Raw genomic sequence first — 24720 nt, forward strand, 5'->3', positions numbered from 1 at the left:
GGGATTTGAAGGCGTCGAAATCACCCCCGACCAGTCATGACGTTCGCCGAACACAGTACAGTTCGCTGCGATCGCCATTCACACTCGGCCACCGGAACCGGGCCGAACGAGCCGCGCGGGGGAAGACGATGAGCGCTTCGGTGAGGCTGCGCAGCCTGCTGCTGGCACAGTTGACCGGCGTGGTTTTCCTGCTCGTCGCGGTGGCCTGCGGACTACCGTTCTGGGGTGCGCTCGCCATCGGCATAGTGGTCGGTCTGCTTCTTCTCTTGCCGTTAGGCAAACGACCAGTTTCCGAATGGCTGCGCACCCGGCGCGCGTTCCGCGGCCATCGCGAACACGCCGCCGCCGACCTGATGGACTTCCGCGCCGGGGACGGGCGCACGCTCGGGCTGTACCGCGACGGCAGCCGCGTCGTCGCGGTCGTCGAGGTACTGCCGGCCAAGGGCGGCCTGACCCGGCTCGGGCGCTCCACCGTGGCCGCCTCGCATCTGCTGCCGCTCACCGGACTCGCCGCCAGCCTGCGTCAGCACGACATCGCGCTGGCCGGGATCGACATCGTGTCGCACGGGCATCGCAGCCGCTCCGGGACACCGGCGGGGGCCATCTACGAATCGTTGCTGGGGCCGCTGCCCGCCACCGCGCACCGCACCGTCTGGCTGGCCATCGCCTTCGATCCGCTGCTCAGCCCCGCGGCCGCGGCCCGGCGCGGCGGCGGCGCGGACGGGGCCTGCCGGGCCGTCACCATCGCCACCCGGCGCATCGTGCGCCTGCTCGCGGACTCCGGTTGTCCCGCACGCATTCTCACCGCGCACGAGATCAAGGCGGCGGCCTTGCAGATCACCGCGGGGGTGGATCCCGCACGGCTGAAACAGCATTGGCGTTACGTGGAGCTCGGCAACAGCGTGAACCTGGGCGCGGCCGTCGACCCCGCGCGCCTGGATTCCGAGACGCTCGCGGGCCTGTGGGTACCGCAGTCGCGGGGCACCACGGTCGCGGTGCGGCTGCGGCCCGGACCGGATGCCGGGATCGTGCGAGTGGGGGCGGCGTGGCGGCTCACCGCGCGGGAACTGCCGGAAGAGCCATTGCAGCAGCACATGATCTCGATGAACGGGCGGCATCGCGAAGGACTGCTGGCGCATCTGCCGCTGGCCGTGCCCGGACTCGACGACACCGTCCCCACCGCGGAACGGCAGCTCGCCGAGATCGCGGAGGTGCAGCTGCCCGCCGCCGGATGCGGGCAGCTGCTCGGCTCCGACGATCAGGGCAACGGCGTCGCGGTCCGCGTTGTCGGACAGGGTATCTCGAGCGTGTACGTGGCCGGGGAGCTGTATCTGGCGCAGCAGCTGGTATTCCGCGCCCTGGCGGTCGGTGAACGGGTGCTGGTCCGCACCGACCGGCCGCAGGCGTGGAATCAACTGGTCACCACCATCGGCAATGCGGAGCGACTCACCCTCGCCACCGAAACCCACCAGCCCGATACCGAATTCACCGCGGTGGTGGTGGACGGGGTGCTCTCCGCCGCCCCGCACGCCGGTGTCACCACCATCTATCTCGCGGGCGATCCGCTGGGCTGGCCGGCCGCCCGCCCCGATCTGTCCATCCAGCAGCCCGGGGCCACCGGGAACCGAATCATCCTGCGCACCGGCAAGACCCAGGTCGAGCTGACCCTGGTCTCCATCCCACGGGAAGCGACCTACATCGGCCGGCCGCGCAGCGTGAGCGCCCTCGCCAGATAAGCCGTCCTCAGCCCGGATACGGGTCGGCGGCGCGGGCGGCGCGCAGAGTACGCCCCCACCAAGCCAATTGGCGCAGCAGCCGGACGGCGGCATCGATGGCCGCTCCGTCGGCGGTCTCGCCGTCCTGGTCGAACTTCCGTTTGGCCTCGTGGAAGCTGACCGTCTCACGGATCGACACCATGTGGATCTCCGCCACCACCTGCCGCAGCTGCTCCACCGCGCGCAGGCCGCCCGAGAGCCCGCCGTAGCTCACGAAACCGATGGGCTTGGCCCGCCATTCGCGTTTGGCGATATCCAGCGCGGTCTTCAGCGACGCCGGGTAGCCATGGTTGTACTCCGAGGTGACGGCCACGAAAGCGTCTGCGGCGGAGATTCTTTCGCGATACGCCTCGGCCTCGGGCGTATCGCCCAGATCCACCGGCAGCGGAGTCTCCGCCAGGTCGATGACGCCCACCTCGAACCGCTCGTCCGCCCGCGCGGTCCTCAGGAACCACTCCGCGACCACGGGCGCGAACCGTCCCGGTCGCGTGCTGGCCACTATCACCTCGAGCCGCAGCGGAGCTTCCATGCCGCGAGCCTAGGCTAAGCGGCCAGCGCCTTCTTGATCAGTTCGAACGAGCGTGTGCGCGTGTCGATGTCGTAGACGAGCGTATTGAGCATGAGTTCATCGGCCTGGGTATCGGCCAGCAGCTCCTCGACCTGCCCGCGCACGGTGGCGGGCGAACCGAGCAGCTGTCCCTGCCGCCGCTGGGCGATGAAATGCCGCTGCTGCGTATCGGGTTCGAAGCCGGCCGCCTCCTGCGGCGTCGGCAGGGCGCGGGGCCGCCCGCTCACCAGGTACAGGAATGCCAGATCCCGGGGCGTGGCCTGGAAATCGGCCTCCTCGTCGGTATCGGCGCAGATCGCCGAGGCCGCCACCATCGCGTAGGGCTCGGTCAAGGTCTCCGACGGCCGGAAGTTCTCGCGATACAACCGCAGCGCCGCCACGGTATTGCCCGGGCTGATGTGATGCGCGAACGCGAACGGCAACCCGAGCGCCGCCGCCACCTGCGCGCTGTACCCGCTCGACCCCAGCAGCCAGACGTCCGGCTTGTCGCCGCGCCCCGGCGTAGCGGCGATCCCGCCCACACCCGCAGGCCCGAAGTAGTCGATCAAAGCCCGCAGCTCCCGCGGAAAATGCTCCGCGTTCAGCCCCTCCGTGGTCCGCCGCAAAGCCGCCGCCGTCGCCTGATCGGTTCCCGGCGCCCGCCCGATCCCCAGATCCACCCGCCCCGGATGCAAGGCTTCGAGGGTCCCGAACTGCTCGGCCACCACCAACGGCGCATGATTCGGCAGCATCACCCCACCCGATCCGACCTTGATGCTCGAAGTGGCGGCGGCCAGATGCGCGAGCAACACCGCCGGCGCCGAGCTGGCGATCCCCGGCATGTTGTGATGCTCCGCCACCCAGAATCGCCGATACCCCAGCGCCTCCGTCCGCCGCGCCAACTCGGTCGTGGCCGCCAGCGCCTCCCCCGCACTCCGCCCACTCTCCACCGGCGCGAGCTCCAACACGGACAACGGCACGTCGATCATGAGACTCCTCCGAATACACCACAGACCCCCATCCCAACGCCGCGCCCCGCCGCCCTATTTCACCCACCCACTCGCGTCACACCGGCCGCGTGGCACACCACGGTGGAAATTGCCCGAATTTCCCGCGCTGGTGTGCCACTCGACCGCTGGGTTTCAGTGGGGGCGGGCGGCGGTGGAGGTGGCGTACTCGGCGAGGCCGCGGGCGGGCTGGATGCGGGCGGTGAAGTCGAGGGCGTGGCGGGCGCGGTCGGGGGCGGCTACCAGGTGGCGGATGTCGGTGAGGCGGTATTGGCCGGAGACGATGGGGCTGGGGGCTTCGAGGGCTTTCGCCATGATCGAGGCGACCTCCCACAGGGTGAGTGGGTGGCCGGAGGCGATGTTCAGCGGTACGAAACCGGCGAGCGGGCGGGCGATCGCGGCTACGGTCGCGGCGGCGATATCGCGGACGTGCACGAAATCTCTTACCTGGCCGCCATCTTCGAATACGCGCAGCGGGCGGCCCTGGCGCAGATCGGCGCGAAAGCGCGCGGCCACACCGGTTTCCGCCGATCGCGGCATGCGACCATCGGCGATGGGGTCGCCGTACACGTGGTGATAGCGCAACGCCGACGCCGCCGAACCGGTGCTGGCCGCCCAGGCCAGTGCGTAATGCTCCTGCGCGACTTTGCTTGCGGCGTAGGCACTCCGGGGACGTAGCGGCGCGTCCTCACCGATCGGTTCCCAGGTCAGCACCTCTCCGCTGCGCGGTGCGCGATGATCGAAATACCCGCGATCGAGATCCGCCCGCCGGCGCACCCCCGGGAAGAACGGCCCGCTCCGCACTCCGCGATACCGGCCCTCCCCGTACACAGCCACCGAAGATCCCAGCACCAGCCGCCGTACCCCCGCCCGCTCCATGGCGGCCAGCAGCATCGCCGTCGCCGTGTCATTGTGCGAGGCATACAAGGCCGCCCGCTGCATTCCGACCGGTCCCGGCTTGCCGATGCCTTGGCTCTCGCGGCCGCTGTCGCCCGCGCCCGTACGGACACAGGGCCCGGTACCGTGCCCCACGTCTTCCCGTCGTCCGGCCAGCGGCCGCCCCCGGCCGGGCAGCGCCTCCGGCAGGTCGCCCGTGTGCTCGGGCCCCGGCGCCTCCGGCACCCCGGAGTCGGGTGCATCCGGCAGCGTGTCAGGCGGTGTGGACCGATCGGGCGCGTGGGACAGGTCGAAGGCGGGGCCACCCGAGGACCGGCGGCCGGGACCGATGAGGCCCGCGGGCGGTTCCGGAAGGTCGGGCAGGGGGACCGCCGCCGCCAGATGACAGACCACGTCGATGCCGCGCAGCAGCGGCTCGAGCGCGTCGAGGTCCCGGATGTCCACCGGCAGAACATCTTCGGGAACAGCCGCGTTCGCACCGTGCACCATCGGCAACAGGGCGTCCACCGCGATGACCTCGTGCCCGGCCGCGACCAAGGCTCGATGCACGTGTCCCCCGATGAACCCGGCCGCGCCGGTCAGCAGCACCCGTACACCGTCGTGTCCGTCCGTGCTCATGACTCGAGCATAGGCGCGTCCGCGCGATGGGTCCCCCGGTGTCACGGCCCGCACTGAACTCCGGGCGGTGTAACCCCGTGCCCTATCGAGTAGGGACGGGGTGGCCGGATTCGGAAGGTAACGGGCGATGGCGGGACGGAGCGTTCCCCGATGGCGCGCAACGGCACGAGAACTGCCCGAGCGGTCCGCCGCACGGGAGCTACGGCTGGTCGCCGCCGACTCATATGCGGGCTGGGAGGAGGTGTACCGCGACAATGTCGGCTGGATCTTCGGTCTCATGTACGAGAAGACCGGAAACCGGCCCGACGCCGAGGATCTGACCGCCGAGGTCTTCTCCAGTGCGCTACCGCCGCTGCGGCTTTCGGCCGGACGACCGGAGGTGCGCGGCTATCTGCGCGCCACCGCGCGCACGGTCTTGGCGGCGCACTGGCGCCGGCGGCTGGGTCGTGAGATCACCTGCATCCCGGATGATCTCGCCGAGGCAGCACCGGAACCCGCGCCCGGAACCCGCGCCGCGGAGCGGGCGGCGGCGCTGCTGGCCGCGCTGCCGGATCGCTATCGGCGCATTCTGGATCTACGGTTCTTGCAGGGCATGTCGGTGCGCGAGGCGGCGGAGGTGCTCGGGATCAGCGTGACGAACGCGAAGGTGCTGCAACACCGGGCATTACGCGCGGCGGCGCGGGTGGAAGCGGGAGGTGGGTCGTGAGCGGGCGCGGTTTCCGCCGGTATGTCGAGGATCTCTTGCGCGGCCGCCGGCCCGGGGCGTTCCGGCCTGATGCGGAGGAGGCGGAACAGCTTCGCGTCGCCATCGCATTGCGCGCGGCCAGGAGCGGGGACGCCGAGCCGTCCGAGGAGTTCGTCGATGGCCTGCGCGATCGGCTGGCCGCGGAATTATCCGGTGCGGCACCGCGATCCACCGATGGTCGCGGTCGCCGTCAGGTGCTCGTCGGCGGATCGGTCGCCGCGGCGGCCGCGGTGGCGGGGGCGACGGTCGACCGGCTGATCACCGCGAATCCGGAACCGGAACCCGAAGCGACCACCACGGTGGAACCGAACAGCGGTGCGTGGCAGGCGATCGCGGCTGCCGCCGATCTCCCCGAGGGCGGGGTGCTCGCCTTCGATGCCGGCACCATCAGCGGATTCGTGCGGCGCACCGGGGGAATTCCGGTCGCGGTATCGGGGGTGTGCACGCATCAGGGGTGCAAGCTGTGGCTGGACGCGCCCGCCGATCGCTTGCGCTGCCCCTGTCACTCCACCTCCTTCGCCACCGATGGGCGCGTGCTCACCCATCAACTCCCCATCGCGCCCGCCACGCTCCCCCGCCTGCGGGTGCGCGAGAACGGCGGTGCCATCGAGGTTTTCGCGCCCACCCGGCCGGTGTAACCCCCGCGCCTATCTATTGGTGAACCCTCCGCCGACAACGGCGGAAGCACCGATCGGAGGCCCGGACCATGAGATTCCCCCTACGACGCGCCGCCGCGGCCGCCGCGCTCGTCATGACCGCGAGCGCTTGCGGCAGCAGCCCGCCCACGACGTCCGCGCCCGCCCCGACGCCCGTATTCGCCTCCGGCACCGAAACTCCCGGCCTGGTGCCGGACGGCTCCACCTCGGCCATGCCCGGCATGTCCATGCCCGCCACCTCGTCGTCCGGCGCGAATTCGCCTGCGGCGGGGCCGAACGCGGTGAACATCGACAACTTCACCTTCGCCCCTGCGACCTTGAGCGTCCCGGCGGGGACCACCGTCACCTGGACCAACCGCGACGAGGAACCGCACACCGTCGCGGCAGACAACGGCACCTTCCGCTCGCCCGGAATGGGCACGGGCGCACAGTATTCGTTCACTTTCACGAAGGCGGGCAGCTATGCCTACACCTGCTCCATCCACCCGTTCATGCACGCCACGGTGACGGTGACGCCGTGACCGAACGCGATCCCCAGTCCATGACCCGCCGCCAATTGATCCGGCACAGCGCGTGGTTCGGCGCGGCCGTCGGGCTCGCCGTCGTGGGCGGTGAGGTGGTGTCCCAGCTGGCGAGCGCACCGCCCGCCGCGGCCGCCGATCGGCCGACGCTGCGTTTCGCGCAGGTCAGCGACAGTCACATCGGCTTTCAGGGCGCCGCGAACACCGATGTGACCGCTACCTTCCAGACCGCGATCGACCAGATCAACGGGCTCGGCTACACCCCCGATTTCGTCATCCACACCGGCGACCTCACCCATTTGGCGACCCCCGAACAGTTCGACCAGGTCGAGCAGATGATGAAAGGGCTGAAGACCCAGCACGTGTTCACCGTGCCCGGGGAGCACGACGCGACCGACGATGCCGGGCAGCGCTATCGCCAGGTCTTCGGCAAAGGCACGCGCGGGGACGGCTGGTACAGCTTCGATATCGCGGGCGTGCACGTGATCGGGCTGGTCAACACGCTGAACCTGCAAAGCCTCGGGCATCTGGGCCGCGATCAGCTGGATTTCGTCCGGCAGGATGTGGCGGGCCTCGGCGACGACACCCCCATCATCGTGTTCAGCCATATTCCGCTGTTCGCCATGTATCCCCAATGGGGCTGGGGCACAGACGATGCCACCGAGGCATTGAGCTACCTCCGCCGGTTCTCCTCGGTGACCTGCCTCAATGGCCATGTGCACCAGCTGTTCACGAAGACCGAGGGCAATATCACCTTCTACAGCGGCACCACGACCGCCTACCCGCTGCCGGCCCCGGGCGATGGCCCCGCACCCAAACCGGTGACGCTGCCGGCCGGGAAATTGCATGACGCCTTGGGTATTCGCGAGGTCACCTACCAGCGCGGTCAGCAGTTGCTGGCGCTCAAAGACCAGAAACTGCGATAGCCCGCGCGGGCGCTGAGGTGCGACGAGGCATCTCGGGCACAGCGTGGTGCCCCGCTCGTCCGGCGGCGCGAGGGCTCACCACCCTCGCCACCGCCGGACGTGTGCGCACGCTAGGGCAATTCGAAGGGCAGCTGCACGCCGGTGCCGGTGAGCACGCGGCACTTGTCGCAGGTGTCATCGCCCTCGACGGCCGCGACCGCGCCGCGCACGAGCGCCTTGAACGGCACCAGGTTTCGCTCGAACTCGGCGAAAACGTCGGCGGCGGTGACGCCTTCACCGGATTCCAGGCCGGCATCCAGATCGGTGACGAGAGCGATTGCGGAGTAGCACATTTCGAGTTCGCGGGCGAGCACGGCCTCGGGGTGCCCGGTCATGTTGATCAGTTCCCAGCCGAGTCCGGCGAACCAGCGGCTCTCGGCGCGGGTGGAGAAGCGCGGGCCCTGGACCACGACCATGGTGCCGTGGTCCTTCATCGGCAGTTCCGGCACGGCCGCGCCGATGGCGGCGGTACGCAGCTGCGCGCAGTACGGGTCGGCGAAGGAGACGTGCACGCCGCCGGCGTCGTAGAAGGTCTGATCGCGGCCGGAGGTGCGGTCCACCAGCTGGTCCGGGACGGCGACGGTGCCCGGACCCCAGTCGGCACGCAGCGAGCCGACCGCGCACGGGCCGAAGATCCGGCGCACGCCCAGCGAGCGCAGCGCCCACATATTGGCGCGGTAGGGCACGGTGTGCGGGGAGTATTCGTGCTTGCGACCGTGCCGGGGCAGGAACGCGACCGCCCGCCCCTCCACCTGGCCGATGGTGATGGGCGCGCTGGGCGCGCCGAACGGGGTCTCGACCTCGACCGTGGTCGCGTCGTCACCGAAGAAGTCGTAGAACCCGCTACCGCCGATAATGGCCAGCGAGGCCCGAGGCTGGGTCTGATCGAAAGGCACCGAACTCATGGGCTCGATTCTTGCGCACCCGTGCATGGATGCCGGTGTCAGGTCCGCACACCCGGACCGACATCACACCCGGCCCGGTGCGGCGCGGCTGGCAGTCGCACCCCCGCGCGTGTACCCTCGGGGGGTATCAAATGGCGAGGGCCCGACAAGGCCGGGAGCGAGGACACGGTCGATGACGAACGAGCAGCAGTCCACCACCACGGACGAGTCCTGCCACGATCACGGCACGCACGGCTACATCACCGCCAAGGACGACTACCTCAAGCGCCTGCGCCGCATCGAGGGCCAGGCCCGCGGCCTCCAGCGGATGGTCGAGGAGGAGAAGTACTGCATCGACATCCTCACCCAGGTGTCGGCCATGACCAAGGCGCTCCAGGCGGTCGCGATGGGCCTGCTCGAGGATCACATCAGCCACTGCGTGGTCGACGCCGCGGTGGCGGGCGGCCCGGAGGCCGAAGCCAAGATCAAGGAAGCCACCGACGCCATCGCCCGCCTGGTGCGTTCCTGACGGATCCGAGTTCGGCCCGGCGGGGATCGATCCCCGCCGGGCCGAATCGTGCTCCGGCTCAGCAGGCCGCGGCGAAGCCCGGATACATCCCGGACACCATGGGCATGGCGCGCTCCTGCACGCCCGTGCGGGGCAGCGGACCGGCTCCCCAGCCGCGCGCCCGCTGCGGCGCCCGCACCGGCTCACGCGGATCCAGCCGGGGCCCGCGATCGATATCACCGACCTCGCCCGCACCCAGTTCGAGTTCGGCGTAGAGAATGCCGTCGGCGCCCTCGGCCAGCGCCGGCACCACTTCACCGCCGTCGGCCGCGAAGATGTGCGCCTGCCCGGTCCGGACCCCCGCCACCCCGCCCCAGCCGTGGTCGCCGACCACCGCGCACGGCGCCAGCACGAACGCGCTCCCCTCCAGCGCGTACATCCGGCTCACGGTCGGCCCGGACTGCGCGGGCGCGGTCTCCACCGCGGGCCCGCCCGGCCACGCCGCGACGTGGATCGTCTCCTCGTCGGCCCGCAGCGCCCGGGTGAGCAGCGTGCGCTGATTCTCCTGCCCCGACAGCGCACCCAGGCGGCCGAACGGGCTCTGGTGTACCGCCGGCAACTGCGGTGCGCCGGAGGCGAATACCTTGCGTTCGACACTGTTGAGCCCGGCTTTGCGGCGCACCGACAACACCTTGCCGCGATCGCTGATCACGGCTTGCGCCATGAAGATCCGGCGCTCCTGCCGTTCCCCGAATCCGAGCACGACGTGAATGTCATTGCGCCGCGCTGTCATTGCGATCTTCCGCATTTCGGCGCCATCCCTAGTCATCGAATTCTCGCGGCACCGAGTCGAGTATTCGACATTCCATTGATTGGATTCCACCCACCGCCACCACGGATACCCCGGTAGAAACGTCTCCGGAAACGCGACCAACCGGGCCCCCTCGGCCGCGGCCGCACCGATCAGTTCGACGACTTGCTCGACACCGTCCGACAACCGCAGCCATTTCGGCTCGGCTTGGACGGCGGCGACTCGCACCGTATTCCTCATCGCGCATTCCTCATGAAAGCTGATGCTTGCCAATCATTTAGGGAATGTCAGTGCCGGTGTGTGCCGTCTTTCGGACCGATCATGCCAAGGCCGGTCAGAGCAGGGCCCGGAATGCGCCCGGCGTAGTCCCCATTTCCAGCCGGAATGCCCGGTAGAAACTGCGTTCGGTGAGAAAACCCGCCGCCTTCGCCACCGCCGAGAGCGGCAACTGCGGCGCATTACGCAACAATTCGCAAGCGCGTTCGATTCGCATCCGCCGCAACGCCGTTCCCGGCCCACCCTCGAGTTCGTCGAAAACCCGATACAGGGTGCGGCGAGACATTCTGCACCCCTGCGCGATTCGATCCACACCCAGGTCCGGATCCGCGCAATGCGCACGCATAAAGGCCAGCACACGTTGCCGATTCAACGCGTCGGCGGATCGATCGCGCACCGCCCCGCCCGCGGCCGCGATCACCGCGGCGGCCAGCAGATCCATTCCCGATTCGGCGAGCAGCGCGGCCCCGCCCGGATCCTCCTCTTGCAGGCTCGCGACACCGCGGAAGAACTGCGCCACCACCCCGGGCGCGGTGGTGCGGCCGAACGCGGTCGCGGTGGGGACATCGGGACCGGCCACGCCGTAGCGCTCGCGCAGCCGGGTCATGGAGACCTGGAGCACCACCTGTTCCCATTCCCGTTCCATTTCCCAGTGGTACGGGCGGGTGGTGTCGTAGAACACCATTTCGCCGGGGCGGACTTCGGCGGTGCGGCCGTCCTGATGGAGCCGGGCGCTACCGGCAACCGGAATGCTGGCAATGAGGTACTGATCGTCGGCGTCGGCGATGAGCCGTTCGGTGCGCTGAATGCGCTGCGGGCCGGATCCGACCACGCTCAGGTCGATATCGCCGTATCGTGAGTGCTCGATGAACCCAGAAAAGCGACCGGTCGGTATTGGTGAAACGGCAAGCGGCACATACGCTTCGCTGACCTGCGCCTCCCAGCGCTGAAATGCCTCGCTGGCCGATGTTTCCGGACCGGACCGCACCTCTACTCGACTGACCGCGTCCGACCGATCCACTCCGCATCCCTCGACAAACCAGCCGGCCGGGGTACGACCGAATAGCAGGAATTCTGTCAGATACGAAGCGTCACAGCCAATACGAGCGTATGGCTAGGCCGCCGACTCCGCGGCGAGATCGAGCTCCAGATCGCCGTAGACCAGCCCCTCCTCGTGCCCGCTCAACGGCACACCCAGTTCCTCGCCACCCGGCGCGAAAATCCTTGCGTGCCCGCCCGGTCCGCGCACCAGCTGCTTGGCGGGATCGTTCCCGTAGCGGCTCTCGCTGCCCGCCACCTCCATCACCGCGCACGCCGCCACCACGTGCAAACGGCCCACCACCGCGTACCAGAGCGTGGCCGCATTGTTCACGCGCACACCCCATTCCACATCCCGCGCCGTGATGAACCCCGGCCACGAGACGATATGCACTTGCGCCCCAGTACGTTCCAGTTCGTGCCGCGCGGGCAGGTGCAACTGCTCGGAGCCACCCTGCACGCCGATCCGGCCGATCGCGGTCCGGAAGACATGGGGTTCACCGGCCTCGCCGCACCGGAATATCCGATGCTCCAGCGGGGACAGTTCGGGCTTGCGCCGGACTCCGAGCAGTACCCCGCGATCATCGATCAGGCACTGCGACATATACAGCGAATTCCCGCAGCGCTCACTGAAACCCAGCAGGACGTGAATGCGATGCCGGCGCGCGGCATCGGCGATCCGCCGGAATTCGGTGCGGCCCACGGTCATCGAATTGGTGCGATAGCGCGCCAGGAAACCCTGCCCCCAGCTCACCGAGTCCAGCCACAGCCACCACGGATAACCGGGCAGGAAGGTCTCCGGGAAAGCGACCAGTTGCGCACCACCCGCCGCGGCCGTCTCGATGAGCTCGACGACCTGTCCGACGCCCGCCCGCAGATCCAGCCAGCGCGGTTCCGCCTGGACAGCCGCTACTCGCACCTTCGTCGACACCTCGGCTCCTTCGACGCGAACGGGATTGCTGTGCAATCACCTTTCGCCGAAGCGCAGCCCGCGGCACCGACTCAGCGTGCCGCTCTACCGACCGCCTGTGCCTGCGTCCAGCTGGGTCCGGAACTGGCCCGGCGTCAACCCGGTTTCCTCGCGAAATGCCCGGTAGAAGTGCCGATCGGTGGAGAAGCCGGAGGCCGCGGCAATCGCCGCCAGCGGCCGCGCCGGATCCGCCCGCAAGAGCCGGCGGGCATGCTCGACGCGCATCCGGCGCATGAGCGCTCCCGGACCGCCGAAACCCTCGCACACCCGGTACAGCGTGCGCCGCGAGACCAGGCAGGCGTGCGCCACCTCTTCGATGGTGAGGTCCGGATCGGTGAAGCGCCTGCGCAGGTAGGCCAGCACCTGCTGCCGGGTGTAGAGCGAATCGGACGGGGCGGGCGAATCCCGGCCCGCGGCCAGCAGCAGCGCCGACCCGAGCATGCTCGCGCCCTCGGAACTCATGACGGCCGCGGCCTTCTCGGCCTCGCCCGGCGGTAGTTCGGCCAGCCCGCGGAAGAAGCTCGCGACCACGCCGAGCGCGCCGGTAATGGGAATCGCGGTGGCCGTGGGCAATTCATCCCGATGCAGTCCGGCGTGTTCGAGTACCAGGTGCATGGGGGCGCGCACGATGGCCGAAGTGGAGTTCTCGCTGGTCCGGCTCTCCAATGGGCGGCCGCTGTCGAAGAAGGCGATGGAACCGAGCTGCGATTCGGCGGTCTGGCGGCCCTGCTCGGTCCAATTCGTCCCGTCCAGCACGATATTCACCAAGAGGAACTCGTCTTCGGACTGTTCGACCAGTTTGCGGGAGCGCACCACCCGTTGCGCACTGGCACGCATGAGCGAGACGCTGAATCGATCGAATTGGGTGCTGGTGACCCGCCCGCGCCAATCACCATCGTGCAAAGGCTCGATGACCGAGGGCACGACGGCGTCGGCCACCAGCGCCTCCCAGCGCTCGAAGGCCTGGCGTGGCGAAACAGTTGAGGAGGAGCAGACCTCGACCGTGCCGACAGCGGCTTGATCCACCCGGTTATCTTCCCACCGCGCGCCGTCCGGCAAACGCATTTCGAACCTGTTCGCGTGCTGCCCGGCCATCGGCGGCTCGTGCGACGACCGGGCACCCCAAGTATTTCGATCAACGGTGGCGGTGTGACTGTCCGCTCGTGCCAGATCCCTGACCATTCGCGACAGCCGAAGTCAGCAATTCGGACTATTCACAATGAATCTCGCATTTCAGGCATGGCGCAGGCGGAATTCGCCCGGGGTCATACCGGTTTCGCGTTTGAAGGCCCGATAGAACTGCCGCTCCGAGACGAATCCCGCGGCGCGCGCGATGGAAAGCAGCGGACGCACCGGATCGGTCCGGATCAAGGCGACCGCGTGCTCGATTCGCAAGCGCCGCAACATAGCGGCCACCCCGTCCTCGCCGTCCTCGAAGAGCCGGTACAGGGTGCGCCGCGAGACCGCGCAGGCGGCGGCCACCTGTTCGACGGTCAGCGCCGGATCGGTGTAGTTGCGCTCCAGGAAGCCCAGGGCCCGCTGTTTGGCCAGTGCCTGCCCCGGTTCCTCGCGCGGCATCTCCCCCGCCGCCAATTGCACTACGGAGGCCAGCAATCCGGTGCCGTGCCGGGCCAGTATGGCCGCCTCGCCCGGGTCCGAATGCTGCAATCGGGCCAGCCCGCAGAAGAACCGGCCCACGATGCCCGCCGCGCCCACCGGGGGCAGCCGCACCGCCGTCGGCAACCGGTCCGCCGAGATCCCGGCCGCGCCCACCACCTGCGCCAGCGGCACCTGCACCACCGACACCGACCACGCCTGGTCGAAGTGCGCGGTAAACGGGCGCGAACTGACGTAGAGCATCAATCCGCCGTCGGCCATCTCACCGACCCGGCCGTCCTGCTCCAGCCAGCCGCGCCCGTGCGTGGTCACCGTGGCGAACAGGTACGGCTCGTCCGGCTCGTGAATCAGCCTGGGTATGCGGCTGATTCGCTGGCCGGTCGCCGACACCGTGGAGACTTCGATATCGGCGAAGCTGCTGTGCACGATCCGCGCCCGGAACTCCCCCGGCGCCACCGGCGTCACCACGAGCGGCACATAAGCCTGCGCCACCGCGGCCTCCCACTGCTCGAATGCCTCCTTCTCGGAAACTTCCGGGGTGGACCGGACCTCGACTACTGCGGGCTCAGAGGCGCCGCTCATTGGCCGATTGTCGCACCCGCGGCCAGCGTCGACCGCGAAATCCCTTCAGATATTTCAACTTTCGAATCCGGGTACGACGTGTACCGCATGCATGATGACGAACCGCAACTTGCGGACCGAACCCTCACCGGCGCGCATCCCCCGCCACGCCGCACGCACCACCGAAATCGATACACTCGGTGCGATGCCACGGCTTCGGTCATTCCGGCGCGATGCAGCTGAGGTGCGCGCGCAACACGCAGGCGGACACGCTGAACGGCGGAATCCCCTCCACCGCTTCGTCGAACGGCAGGATGCCGGCGTGTAGGTCGGCGGTGTCCTGCTGGGCGCGGACGGCGAGCGCGGCTTCGACCTGGCGGCGGAATTCGGTGCCGGGCAAAGGCTCGACGCAGCCGGTGAATTGGCCGCTCGCCACGCTCACGGCGCTGTCGAAGCCGTCGCCGGGGAACGGCACGATCTGTTCGACCGATCCGTCACCGAAGGTGTCCACCTCGACCAGGAATCCGTGCGGGCAGCCGGAGCGTTCGAAGCTTCCCACCAGTGCGGCGCCGACACCGTCGGCCGCGTTCACGCGCACGAACTCGCGCGGACGGACCGGTTCGGTGAATCGAGATGCCCACGGCGGCAGCTGAATTCCCGCCAGGATCAGGCGATCCACCGCGGCGGTCGCCGCATCCGCCAGCTCGCCCGGCGCGAGCCGCGACAGCCCGCACAGCAGCCCGAGCGCGGCGGGGGTGGGCCGAGTCTCCAGTAGCAGTACGCACCACGCGGTGAAGGCCCGGGCGAAAGCGGGGCCGCCGAGCCCGCCGAATTCGGCGACCGCGGCCGCCAGTAGCTCGCCCTCGAAAGCGCCCTCGTCCGCGGGCAATTCGGCCGCACCCGCGAGTACGCCGTCCAGTAGCTGCCACGGATCGAACTCTCCGCGCCGGCAGCGCGGGCAACCGCACAGCCCCGGCCTCGACGCTCGGCGACCGGCGCCACGCCCGCTCCGCTTGTGTCCCTTACGCCCCCTGTTTCGGCTCATGCCACCACGGTCCCCGGCCGCCGCATCCGCCGTGCCGAATATCTCGCCCCGCGCGAAGCTTCGCGCGACCCGACGACCGGCGTGTCGGGCGATCACACGCAAAGGTCAGTCGCCGCAGCAGCCTTCGGCGCTCGCGACGGTACGCATTTCCCGGGTCTGGGCATTACGGGCGGCGAGATCGGCGTCCGCCGGGTAATCGACGGCAATGAGACTCAAGCCGTGCGCGGGCGCGACCGTCACCGAACTGGAGCGTTCGCGCTCATTCAGCAAACCGGCAATCCAGTCGGGCGTACGTCGCCCCTCCCCCACCGCGAGCACCCCACCCACCAAACTCCGCACCATCGACCAGCAGAATGCATCGGCGCTGACATAAGCGGTGAGCAGGTCCCCGTCCTGCTCCCAATCGAAGCGCTGCAATTCACGAATGGTGGTGGCGCCTTCCCGCCGCTTACAGAAGGCGGCGAAATCATGCAGCCCCAGCAGTTTTCGCGACGCTTCCCGCATCGCCGCGAGATCCACACCGGAACGACAGGGCACCACATGCCGCGCCTGCAACGGATCCGCCCCGTAAGGCGCGGTGGTCAATCGATAGGCGTAATGCCGGCGAATGGCCGAAAACCGGGCATCGAACTCCGGCGGCACGATCCGAACATCCTTGACCCGCACATCTTTCGGCAGAAACCGCGCCAGCCGATGCACCAATTTGGGCCCGTCGACCTCGGTGTGCGTATCGAAATGCGCGACCTGCCCCTCCCCGTGCACCCCCGCATCGGTCCGCCCCGCCACGGTCAACTGAACAGTCTCCCGCTGCACCTTGCTCAGGCACTCCTCGAGCACCCCCTGCACGGTCCGCAGCCCGGGCTGCCGCGCCCACCCCGTGAAATCGGTGCCGTCATAGCTGATATCCAGTCGTACCCGAACCGAAACCGGCTCTGTCGGCTGATCCGCAACGATCACAGCGATCTCCTGGTTAACATGGAGAAAGCCCGCCGACCCGGAGGGGACGGCGGGCTCACTCATGGACTTTCCCACCTCGGATCCCAGGAACACGCCCCGACACCCGGTCGATTCGACATGCGGGTTCTCGGCGCTCCCACTGAGAACCCGGAATCGATCCCGACCCTGGGGTTTCAGGGGCCACCCTAGAGAACCCGGAATCGATCCCGACCCAGGGGTTTCAGGGGCCACCCTAGAGAACCCGGAGTCGACCCCACCCCCGGGGTTTCAGGGGTTTACCCCTGAGCACCCCAAGAGTGGGTGGAAGACATCAGTCTTCCTTCTTCTCCTCGGCGGCTTCCGCGGCGGGAGCCTCAGCCTCGACCACGGCCTCTTCGGCGGCGGCGGGGGCCTCGGTGGCCTTCTGCGAAGCGGCAACGCGACGGGCACGATCGGCCTCGTTGGTCACGGTCTTCTCGCGAACCAGCTCGATGATCGCCATCGGGGCGTTGTCACCCTTGCGCGGGATGGTCTTGATGATCCGGGTGTATCCACCGTCACGACCCTCGAACGAGGGACCGATCTCGGCGAACAGGGCGTGGACGATGTCCTTGCTACGGATCACCTTCATCACCTCGCGACGGTCGGCAAGGGTGCCGCCCTTCGCCTTGGTGACAAGCTTCTCGGCGTAGGGGCGCAGCGCCTTGGCCTTGGCCTCGGTGGTCGTGATACGACCGTGCTCGAAGAGCGCCGTCGCCAGATTGGCGAAGATCGCCTTCTGGTGCGACGCCGTCCCGCCGAAGCGGGCACCCTTCTTGGGCTTGGGCATTGTTGGAATCTCCTGTGTCTAAGGCCGATTCGGGGCGCTACACCCCGGCGTCGGGCCTAAAGCTGTTCGGTCTCGGCGTAGTCCTGCTCGCCGCTGTCGGTGTCGCTGAACGAACCGCTGTCGCTCCAGGTGCCGCTCGCCGCGTCGTAGCCGACGACGGAGGACGGGTCGAAGGAGGCCGGGGAGTCCTTGAGGGACAGGCCGAGCGAGTGCAGCTTGACCTTGACCTCGTCGATGGACTTCTGGCCGAAGTTCCGGATATCCAGCAGATCGGATTCGGTGCGGGCAACCAGCTCGCCGACGGTGTGCACACCTTCGCGCTTGAGGCAGTTGTAGGACCGCACGGTCAGATCCAGGTCCTCGATCGGCAGACCGAACGAAGCGATGTGGTCGGCCTCGGCCGGGCTGGGCCCGATCTCGATGCCTTCCGCCTCGACGTTCAGCTCGCGCGCCAGGCCGAACAGCTCGACCAGGGTCTTACCGGCCGACGCCAGCGCATCCCGAGCGGAGATCGAGTTCTTGGTCTCGACATCCAGGATGAGCCGGTCGAAGTCGGTGCGCTGCTCGACACGAGTCGCCTCGACCTTGTAGGTCACCTTGAGAACCGGCGAGTAGATCGAATCCACCGGAATCCGGCCGATTTCCGCACCCGAGGCCTTGTTCTGCACGGCAGGAACGTAACCGCGACCGCGCTCGACAACGAGCTCGATCTCCAGCTTGCCCTTGTCGTTCAGGGTGGCGATGTGCATGTCCGGATTGTGAACGGTCACACCGGCCGGCGGGACGATGTCACCGGCGGTGACGGTGCCCGGGCCCTGCTTGCGCACGTACATGGTGACCGGCTCGTCCTCTTCGGACGACACCACGAGGCCCTTGAGGTTCAGGATGATGTCGGTGACATCTTCCTTCACGCCCGGAACCGTGGTGAACTCGTGCAGCACGCCGTCGATGCGGATGCTGGTGACCGCGGCACCCGGAATGCTCGAGAGCAGGGTGCGGCGCAGCGAGTTGCCGAGGGTGTAACCGAAACCCGGCTCCAGCGGTTCGATGGTGAACCGCGACCGGTTCTCGGACACAACCTCTTCGGTCAGCGTCGGTCGCTGTGAAATCAGCATGGATTTTCCTCCTTCGAGCACCCACTATTTGATGCTCACGATTGGGAACTGTTGCGGCCCTGTGGTTTACAGAGCCGCAACCAGCGGCACGCTTACGCGCACCTATTACTTCGAGTAGAACTCGACGATCAGCTGTTCCTGGAGCGGAACATCGATCTGCGCACGCTCGGGGAGCTGGTGCACCAGAATGCGAAGGCGGCCGGGAACGACCTGGAGCCAACCCGGAACCGGGCGGTCGCCGACGGTCTCACGCGCAACCTGGAAAGGCAGCGTGGGCAGCGACTTCTCCTTGACATCGATGATGTCGTACTGCGAAACCTGGTACGACGGCACATCGACCTTCACGCCATTGACGATGAAGTGGCCGTGCGAGACCAGCTGACGAGCCTGGCGACGGGTACGAGCCAGACCGGCGCGGTACACGACGTTGTCCAGACGAGCCTCGAGCAGACGCAGCAGGTTGTCGCCGGTCTTGCCCTTCTGGCGGTTCGCCTCTTCGTAGTACTTGCGGAACTGCTTCTCCATGACGCCGTAGGAGAAGCGAGCCTTCTGCTTCTCCTGGAGCTGCATCAGGTACTCGGATTCCTTGATCCGCGCGCGGCCGTGCTGGCCGGGCGGGTAAGGACGACGCTCGAACGCCTGGTCGCCTCCGACGAGGTCGACACGCAGACGACGCGACTTGCGGGTGATGGGGCCTGTATAACGAGCCATTTTTCGCTAAATCCTTTCCCGCTAGACGCGACGGCGCTTGGGCGGCCGGCAGCCGTTGTGCGGCTGAGGAGTGACATCAGAGATCGAGCCGACCTCGAGGCCGGCGGCCTGAAGCGAGCGAATCGCGGTCTCGCGACCCGAACCCGGGCCCTTGACGAACACGTCGACCTTCTTGACGCCGTTCTCCTGCGCCTTACGGGCAGCGTTCTCGGCGGCGAGCTGTGCGGCGAACGGGGTCGACTTACGCGAACCCTTGAAGCCGACGTGACCCGAGGACGCCCACGAGATGACGTTGCCTTCCGGGTCGGTGATGGACACGATCGTGTTGTTGAACGTGCTCTTGATGTGCGCGTGGCCGTGCGGGATGTTCTTCTTATCCCGGCGACGCGACTTCTGAGTCTTCTTCGGGCCCGAGGCCCGGCTCTTCGGAGGCATGCGCTATCCCTACTTCTTCTTGCCGGCGACGGTCTTCTTCGGACCCTTACGCGTGCGGGCGTTGGTCTTCGTCCGCTGGCCGCGCACGGGGAGACCGCGACGGTGCCGCAGGCCCTGGTAGCAGCCGATCTCGATCTTGCGACGAATGTCGGCCTGCACCTCGCGACGCAGGTCACCCTCGACCTTGAACTCGCTCTTCTCGATGTAATCGCGGAGCTTGGTCAGGTCGTCATCGCTGAGGTCCTTGGAACGCAGATCGGCGCTGACGCCGGTCTCCGCCAGGATCTCCTGGGCGCGAGTACGGCCGATGCCGTAGATGTAGGTCAGCGCGATCTCCATGCGCTTTTCGCGCGGGAGGTCGACGCCCATCAGACGTGCCATGTTTGGCGATTCCTTACTTTTGCGGAGGTCTGCTCCCAGTCCGTCCCCGCGTAATGGGGCCCCGGCCTCCGTGCCGGGGGAAGGCCGCCATCCGCCCCCTTACGGGACTCGACGACGGCGACTGGTGCTGGGAGTTCTTCTTCTAGCCAATCCGAACCGCGTTCGGTGCTTGGCTGGTGAGCGACCGGGAATCAGAACCCCGGTGAGCCCGGCGCTAGGCCGAACTCAGCCCTGACGCTGCTTGTGGCGCAGGTTCTCGCAGATCACCATGACTCGCCCGTGACGGCGAATCACCTTGCACTTCTCGCAGATCGGCTTGACGGACGGCTGAACCTTCACGTCAGATCCAATCTCGGTTGGTGTCCACTGGCCGTGAACACAGTTTTTCCCCGGTCAGTTCGACCGGGGAAGACCCGGGGCTCGAAGGCCCCGGAAACTCACTTGTAGCGGTAGACGATGCGACCGCGGGTCAAGTCGTAGGGCGACAGCTCTACGACGACGCGGTCCTCGGGCAGGATGCGAATGTAGTGCTGCCGCATCTTGCCGCTGATGTGCGCGAGAACCTTGTGACCGTTCTCCAGCTCGATCCGGAACATCGCATTGGGCAACGGCTCGATAACCCGGCCCTCGACCTCGATGGCCCCTTCCTTCTTCGCCATATCCTCCGCGATCCCGGTTAGGCTGAACCTGGTTGGTTCATGCTCTGTACGGCTGGTCGGTCGCCACATTTCGTCGTGCATCTGCGTCGACCAGCTGCGATACTCGAGAGCCGGTATACGGACATGCCGCAACCACTCTGAGAACGCACCAGCAGCCAAGCTTACCCGTATCCCCAGATGCGGCCAAATACGGATGCCTCGGCGTGCGCCAGAACACCCTCGGGCCCCTCCTCCACCGGACAGTCCCGCCGACTCTCGCTAAACTGGCCACGCAATCGAGCAAGATCGGGACTCAGGGGTACGAGGGGTAGATGTGAGTCGCACCAACGACGGCCTCCCCATGCTGCCGCCGTGGCTGTCCGAGAACGAGGTCACGCCGGCCGGCTACGAAGAACCAGTCCGCAACCTCCCCCAAGAGGACCCGATCCCGGAGGAGAAGTCCTCCCGCGGTTTCTTCGGCCGCCGCAAGTCCCGCAAGGACACCCCGGCCCCCGAGCCCGAACACACTCCCGAACCGGTCCGCATCCCCGCGACCCCGTCGTGGAACCAGCCCGGCCAGCCCCCGTCCCCCACCGACGGCCGCGCCCCCGAATCCCAGCCCTACCGCCCCCCGGTAGCCCCGAATCCCGCGCCGCAGCCGCCGGCCGCCGACCCGGCCGCCCCCACCCAGCGCTGGTCCTCCGCCACCCCGCCCGCGGACCCGTCGACTCCGCCACCGCAGCGGCATCCCTCGGATCCGCCGGCGCAACCGCAGTCCCCGGCCGTCGATCCCACGGCAGCGACCCGGCAGTGGGCGCCCTCCACCCCGATCGCGCCACCCTCGAACCGACCGCCCGTCACCGGCGAATTGCCGACCGGCGCAACCAAATCCGCCCCGTCCGTGCCGCAGTCAGCCCCGGCCGCGCAACCACCGGCCCCGGCTGTCGATCCGGCCGAAGCGACCCGCCAGTGGCCGCCCTCCGACCCGGTCGCGGCACCACGGTCCCGCCCGCCCGCCACGGGCGAAATGCCGAACGGCACCGGTCGAACGGCCCCAGCAGCACCCCCGCACATTCCGGCCCCGCCGCCGGGCATCCCCGGCCCGCCCCCGCACTCCGCGCCCAATACCGTTCCGCCGCAACAGCATTCAGCCCCAGCGGACCCGACGGTCGCGCACACGCGCATCCCCCCGATGCCCCCGCTCGACGAGCGCCCAGCCGCACCTCGAGCGAACCGCAACGGCAACAGCCAGCTCCCGCCCCAACCGAACCCCACCGGCGACAGCCAGCTCCCGCCCCAACCGAACCCCGCAGGTTCCGACCGGAACGGCCCGGAACCGCTGGGCACGTCCGGGCCGGCCGCGATGACCACCCGTATGCCGCTGCCCCCATCGCCGCATGTCGCGCCGCCGGTGCAGCCCGGGCCGACCGAGGAACCTCGTCGACCGCAGTCGTCGACCCAGCTTCCGGCCCGCGCGCCCTTGCCTCCGCCGCCCGGCGTCGATATCCCGGCTCCCGGCCCGGTCGGACCGGCAGACCTCACCAGGCGTGTCCAACTGCCGCCGCTCAACCGGCCGGAAATACCCGCCCCGCCGAAAACGGCGAACACCTCGGAAGCCGGCGATATCGGCGGTGCTGACCGACCCCCGGCCCCCGGTACCGAACCCACTGGCACGGCCGCGAACTCCGGTCCCGAAGCGACTCCGGCCCAAGAGAATTCGAACCCCGACATTGGGGATGCGACGCCGGAGTCGATGAATCCCGTTACCCGGCCGACTGCCGCCACGCCTCCCGGCGATGCCGCTTCACAAGTCGCCGGGCCTGGCGCAAACCGAACCGCGGCCGCGACCGACACTTCCGGCCCAGCTGCGCGCTCGCCGATCGAGACCGATCCGATCGAGGCCGCGTGGGCCGCGGCGAGCGCCCCGATTCAAGTGCCGGGCGGGCTCGAACCCACTGCCGCACAGGCTCCTACGCGGCAGCCCGACAGCTTCGATCCGGTTGCTGCCGCAGCGCAGGCGGCCGCCGCGTCCGGGCTCACCGGCACGCCGACCAGGAACGACGGCCAACCGTCCGATACAACTTCGGGGACTACGGATTCTCCCGCCGCACCTGACAACACCGAGGGTGAACCGACCACGGGTCAGCTGCCGGTGACCGGCGGACGTCATCGGGCGACGAATGCGCCGCCGCTGACCCCGCCGCAGGGTTTCCCGGCACCCGTTAAGCCACAAATGGATTCATGGGCGAACCCCCAGACTCCGTCGCCATACGGGCCGCGAGGTGGTCAGCAGCCGGTTCCACCCGCCCCCGCCGGTCGGCAGCCCGGCGACAACAGCCAATGGATGGCTCCGCCTTCCACCCCGCAGGAACCGAATTCACCTGTGACGCAAGGCCGTACGGCACCGACCGGGTCGTCCCCGGCCACGCGGTCGAGCGAGCCCGCGTCGCAGCCGAACCCGTGGCAGCCCAACGGCTCGCCGGATGGTCCCGGACCGACCGGCGGACCTTTCACTCCCGGCACGAATCCAGCTGCCGCACACAGCTCGAATCCGATCGCTTCGCCGCCCTCGGAAGATGCCGGGCCGCAGGCAAACTGGCTGCCGGGCGCACAGCAGCAGGTTCCGCAGACTTCCCCCGCACCTCAGCAATGGGCCGCCGGTGGGCAACCGCAAGCCCCCTGGGGCGGCGGCACAGCTAACCAGGCGGACGCCGGGGAACACCCCCAGCCGGGCATGAACTCCCAGCCGGGCATGAACTCCCAGCCGGGCGCGAACCCTCAGCCAGGCGCGAACTCCCAGCCAAGCGCGAACCCTCAGCCAGGCGCGAACTCCCAGCCAGGCACGAACCCTCAGCCAGGCGCGAACTCCCAGCCAGGCACGAACCCTCAGCCAGGCGCGAACTCCCAGCCAGGCATGAATCCCGGGCCGGGCGTTAACCCGCAGTCGGGTGCGCAGCCGCAGTGGGGTGCCGATACGGCGGGGGGTCGGCCCGCGGCGGCAGCGCAGGGGCAGGTGCACGGGTCCGTGCCGGGCGCGGTGGATCCGCAGCTGGCGGCGTGGGCCACGCAGCAGCAGGCCGCTCGGCAAGGGGCGGACGGGCAGCAGTGGGGACAGCCGCAGGCAGGTCCGGGTGGACAGCAGTGGGGTGGGCAGCCGCAGTGGGGAGGCGGTGGCGGGCCGGGGAATCCGGCGCCCTCGCTGGACGATGTGCCGATGCGGCGGGCCAAGAAGGCGCCCGGGTCGGGGTGGCGGAAGGCCGTACACCACATGTCGGGCGGGAACATCAATCCTGGAATGTCCGCGGAGGAGCGGCGGCTCCAGGAGTTGGTGGCCCGGATCCGGCAGCCGGTGCGTGGCGACTACCGAATCGCGGTGCTGTCGTTGAAGGGTGGCGTGGGTAAGACCACCACCACCATGGGGCTCGGTTCGACCTTCGCTTCGATTCGCGGGGACCGGGTTATCGCGGTGGATGCGAATCCGGACTTCGGCACCCTGTCGCAGCGGGTGCCGTTGCAGACCCGGTCGACGGTGCGAGACCTGTTGCTGGATCCGAACATTCAGCGATATTCGGATGTGCGTCGGCATACCTCGCAGGGCGGCAGCCGGTTGGAAGTGCTTGCCAGCGAGCGGGATCCGGCGGCTTCGGAGGCGTTCAGCGATGAGGAGTACCGGGCGGTGGCCCGCATTCTCCAGCGCTTCTACAACATCATCCTCACCGATTGCGGTACCGGACTCATGCATTCGGCGATGGCGGGTGTACTGGACCTGGCGCATTCGCTGGTGCTGATCTCGTCCTCGGCCATCGACGGCGCGCGCAGTGCGGCGGCCACGCTGGACTGGTTGTCCTTGCACGGGCACGACCATCTGGTGCGGAACGCGGTGGTGGTGATCAACCTGCCGCGGCCCGGCGCCCCGAATGTGGGCATCAACCAGCTGCGCGATTACTTCCTGTCGCGATGCCGCGCGGTGCACATCATCCCGTACGACCCGCATCTGGGCGAGGGCGCGGAGATCGATCTGCATCGCCTGAGCAAGCCGGTGAAGCGCGCGTACGTGGAGCTGGCCGCCACCGTGGCAGACGATTTCGTGGTCGATCACCGGCGGCATCGCGGCTGATCGAGCGGCGGCGGCGCGGCCGGACCGGCACAAATCGGGTGACTCCGGTCCGGGCTCTCAGCTGGCTGGGCCCGCCGCCACGGTGATAGGTTGACGCCGACCGAGACCAGACCATTC

General features: G+C 68.6%; 25 protein-coding genes. 7 read left to right on the forward strand and 18 right to left on the reverse strand.

Going from position 1 to position 24720, the window contains the following annotated elements; genetic code table 11:
- Nucleotides 1–128 precede the first annotated feature (128 nt).
- Nucleotides 129–1736 carry a type VII secretion protein EccE gene (eccE, locus tag NI1_RS12635; RefSeq protein WP_067818912.1) on the forward strand — a complete coding sequence of 536 codons (1608 nt, stop codon included), beginning with the start codon at nucleotides 129–131 and terminating at the stop codon, nucleotides 1734–1736.
- A 7-nt stretch (nucleotides 1737–1743) separates the two neighbouring features.
- Here eccE and NI1_RS12640 read toward each other — a convergent pair whose 3' ends face one another.
- From NI1_RS12640 to NI1_RS39245, 3 genes are all read right to left on the reverse strand, one after another.
- Nucleotides 1744–2304, reverse strand: a complete 561-nt coding sequence (locus NI1_RS12640) for an NADPH-dependent FMN reductase (RefSeq protein ID WP_067818914.1) — start codon at nucleotides 2302–2304, stop codon at nucleotides 1744–1746.
- 14 nt (nucleotides 2305–2318) lie between these two features.
- Complete coding sequence (locus tag NI1_RS12645; RefSeq protein ID WP_067818917.1) at nucleotides 2319–3311, reverse strand: LLM class flavin-dependent oxidoreductase; 993 nt, start codon at nucleotides 3309–3311, stop codon at nucleotides 2319–2321.
- Between the two features lie 153 nt (nucleotides 3312–3464).
- Entirely contained in the window at nucleotides 3465–4844 is a 1380-nt protein-coding gene (locus NI1_RS39245) for an NAD-dependent epimerase/dehydratase family protein (RefSeq protein ID WP_067818920.1), read from the reverse strand.
- 127 nt (nucleotides 4845–4971) lie between these two features.
- Between NI1_RS39245 and NI1_RS12655 the strand changes: the two genes are divergently transcribed.
- From NI1_RS12655 to NI1_RS12670, 4 genes are all read left to right on the forward strand, one after another.
- Nucleotides 4972–5550 carry an RNA polymerase sigma factor gene (locus NI1_RS12655; RefSeq protein WP_084523069.1) on the forward strand — a complete coding sequence of 193 codons (579 nt, stop codon included), beginning with the start codon at nucleotides 4972–4974 and terminating at the stop codon, nucleotides 5548–5550.
- The gene (locus NI1_RS12660) at nucleotides 5547–6227 is read left to right on the forward strand and encodes a QcrA and Rieske domain-containing protein (RefSeq protein WP_067818922.1); all 681 of its coding nucleotides are present in this window, start codon (nucleotides 5547–5549) and stop codon (nucleotides 6225–6227) included. Before NI1_RS12655 ends, NI1_RS12660 begins: the two co-directional genes overlap by 4 nt.
- A 68-nt stretch (nucleotides 6228–6295) precedes the next feature.
- Nucleotides 6296–6766 (forward strand): cupredoxin domain-containing protein, encoded by a 471-nt coding sequence (locus tag NI1_RS12665; protein ID WP_067818925.1) that lies wholly within the window; start codon nucleotides 6296–6298, stop codon nucleotides 6764–6766.
- Between the two features lie 20 nt (nucleotides 6767–6786).
- Nucleotides 6787–7692, forward strand: a complete 906-nt coding sequence (locus NI1_RS12670; protein WP_067819328.1) for a metallophosphoesterase family protein — start codon at nucleotides 6787–6789, stop codon at nucleotides 7690–7692.
- A gap of 110 nt (nucleotides 7693–7802) precedes the next feature.
- Here NI1_RS12670 and NI1_RS12675 read toward each other — a convergent pair whose 3' ends face one another.
- The gene (locus NI1_RS12675) at nucleotides 7803–8636 is read right to left on the reverse strand and encodes an S-methyl-5'-thioadenosine phosphorylase (protein ID WP_067818928.1); all 834 of its coding nucleotides are present in this window, start codon (nucleotides 8634–8636) and stop codon (nucleotides 7803–7805) included.
- 172 nt (nucleotides 8637–8808) lie between these two features.
- Here NI1_RS12675 and NI1_RS12680 point away from each other — a divergent pair, with 172 nt between their 5' ends.
- Nucleotides 8809–9144 carry a metal-sensitive transcriptional regulator gene (locus tag NI1_RS12680; protein ID WP_067818931.1) on the forward strand — a complete coding sequence of 112 codons (336 nt, stop codon included), beginning with the start codon at nucleotides 8809–8811 and terminating at the stop codon, nucleotides 9142–9144.
- Nucleotides 9145–9202: 58 nt separating this feature from the next.
- On the opposite strand, the gene NI1_RS12685 is transcribed toward NI1_RS12680, so the two are convergent.
- From NI1_RS12685 to infA, 14 genes are all read right to left on the reverse strand, one after another.
- Nucleotides 9203–10174, reverse strand: coding sequence for a nitrilase-related carbon-nitrogen hydrolase (locus tag NI1_RS12685; RefSeq protein WP_084523071.1), 972 nt, complete (start codon nucleotides 10172–10174; stop codon nucleotides 9203–9205).
- Between the two features lie 94 nt (nucleotides 10175–10268).
- Nucleotides 10269–11231, reverse strand: coding sequence for an AraC-like ligand-binding domain-containing protein (locus NI1_RS12690; protein ID WP_084523073.1), 963 nt, complete (start codon nucleotides 11229–11231; stop codon nucleotides 10269–10271).
- A gap of 93 nt (nucleotides 11232–11324) precedes the next feature.
- A complete protein-coding gene (locus NI1_RS12695) occupies nucleotides 11325–12179 on the reverse strand; it encodes a nitrilase-related carbon-nitrogen hydrolase (RefSeq protein WP_067819331.1) in 855 nt (284 codons plus the stop codon).
- 84 nt (nucleotides 12180–12263) lie between these two features.
- The gene (locus NI1_RS12700) at nucleotides 12264–13244 is read right to left on the reverse strand and encodes an AraC family transcriptional regulator (protein WP_169815570.1); all 981 of its coding nucleotides are present in this window, start codon (nucleotides 13242–13244) and stop codon (nucleotides 12264–12266) included.
- A 207-nt stretch (nucleotides 13245–13451) separates the two neighbouring features.
- Nucleotides 13452–14417, reverse strand: coding sequence for a helix-turn-helix domain-containing protein (locus tag NI1_RS12705; protein WP_067818945.1), 966 nt, complete (start codon nucleotides 14415–14417; stop codon nucleotides 13452–13454).
- 199 nt (nucleotides 14418–14616) lie between these two features.
- Nucleotides 14617–15441 (reverse strand): hypothetical protein, encoded by an 825-nt coding sequence (locus NI1_RS12710; protein WP_157535085.1) that lies wholly within the window; start codon nucleotides 15439–15441, stop codon nucleotides 14617–14619.
- 105 nt (nucleotides 15442–15546) lie between these two features.
- Nucleotides 15547–16461 (reverse strand): tRNA pseudouridine(38-40) synthase TruA, encoded by a 915-nt coding sequence (gene truA / locus NI1_RS12715; RefSeq protein WP_084523126.1) that lies wholly within the window; start codon nucleotides 16459–16461, stop codon nucleotides 15547–15549.
- A gap of 247 nt (nucleotides 16462–16708) precedes the next feature.
- On the reverse strand, nucleotides 16709–17206 hold the full coding sequence (gene rplQ, locus NI1_RS12720; RefSeq protein WP_067818951.1) for a 50S ribosomal protein L17: 498 nt from the start codon (nucleotides 17204–17206) through the stop codon (nucleotides 16709–16711).
- A gap of 56 nt (nucleotides 17207–17262) precedes the next feature.
- On the reverse strand, nucleotides 17263–18321 hold the full coding sequence (locus NI1_RS12725; RefSeq protein WP_029923719.1) for a DNA-directed RNA polymerase subunit alpha: 1059 nt from the start codon (nucleotides 18319–18321) through the stop codon (nucleotides 17263–17265).
- 105 nt (nucleotides 18322–18426) lie between these two features.
- On the reverse strand, nucleotides 18427–19032 hold the full coding sequence (gene rpsD / locus NI1_RS12730; protein WP_067711827.1) for a 30S ribosomal protein S4: 606 nt from the start codon (nucleotides 19030–19032) through the stop codon (nucleotides 18427–18429).
- Between the two features lie 21 nt (nucleotides 19033–19053).
- Nucleotides 19054–19467: a 30S ribosomal protein S11 gene (gene rpsK / locus NI1_RS12735; RefSeq protein WP_067818955.1), complete on the reverse strand. Its 414-nt coding sequence runs from the start codon at nucleotides 19465–19467 to the stop codon at nucleotides 19054–19056.
- 9 nt (nucleotides 19468–19476) lie between these two features.
- The gene (gene rpsM, locus NI1_RS12740) at nucleotides 19477–19848 is read right to left on the reverse strand and encodes a 30S ribosomal protein S13 (RefSeq protein WP_067818958.1); all 372 of its coding nucleotides are present in this window, start codon (nucleotides 19846–19848) and stop codon (nucleotides 19477–19479) included.
- Nucleotides 19849–20073: 225 nt separating this feature from the next.
- A complete protein-coding gene (gene rpmJ / locus NI1_RS12745; RefSeq protein ID WP_033085975.1) occupies nucleotides 20074–20187 on the reverse strand; it encodes a 50S ribosomal protein L36 in 114 nt (37 codons plus the stop codon).
- A gap of 98 nt (nucleotides 20188–20285) precedes the next feature.
- On the reverse strand, nucleotides 20286–20507 hold the full coding sequence (gene infA / locus NI1_RS12750) for a translation initiation factor IF-1 (RefSeq protein WP_040804562.1): 222 nt from the start codon (nucleotides 20505–20507) through the stop codon (nucleotides 20286–20288).
- A gap of 2713 nt (nucleotides 20508–23220) precedes the next feature.
- On the opposite strand from infA, the gene NI1_RS12765 reads away from it, so the two are divergent.
- Nucleotides 23221–24603: a MinD/ParA family ATP-binding protein gene (locus NI1_RS12765; protein WP_439957253.1), complete on the forward strand. Its 1383-nt coding sequence runs from the start codon at nucleotides 23221–23223 to the stop codon at nucleotides 24601–24603.
- Nucleotides 24604–24720 lie beyond the last annotated feature (117 nt).

This window comes from Nocardia inohanensis NBRC 100128 (assembly GCF_001612945.1).
GTDB lineage: Bacteria > Actinomycetota > Actinomycetes > Mycobacteriales > Mycobacteriaceae > Nocardia > Nocardia inohanensis.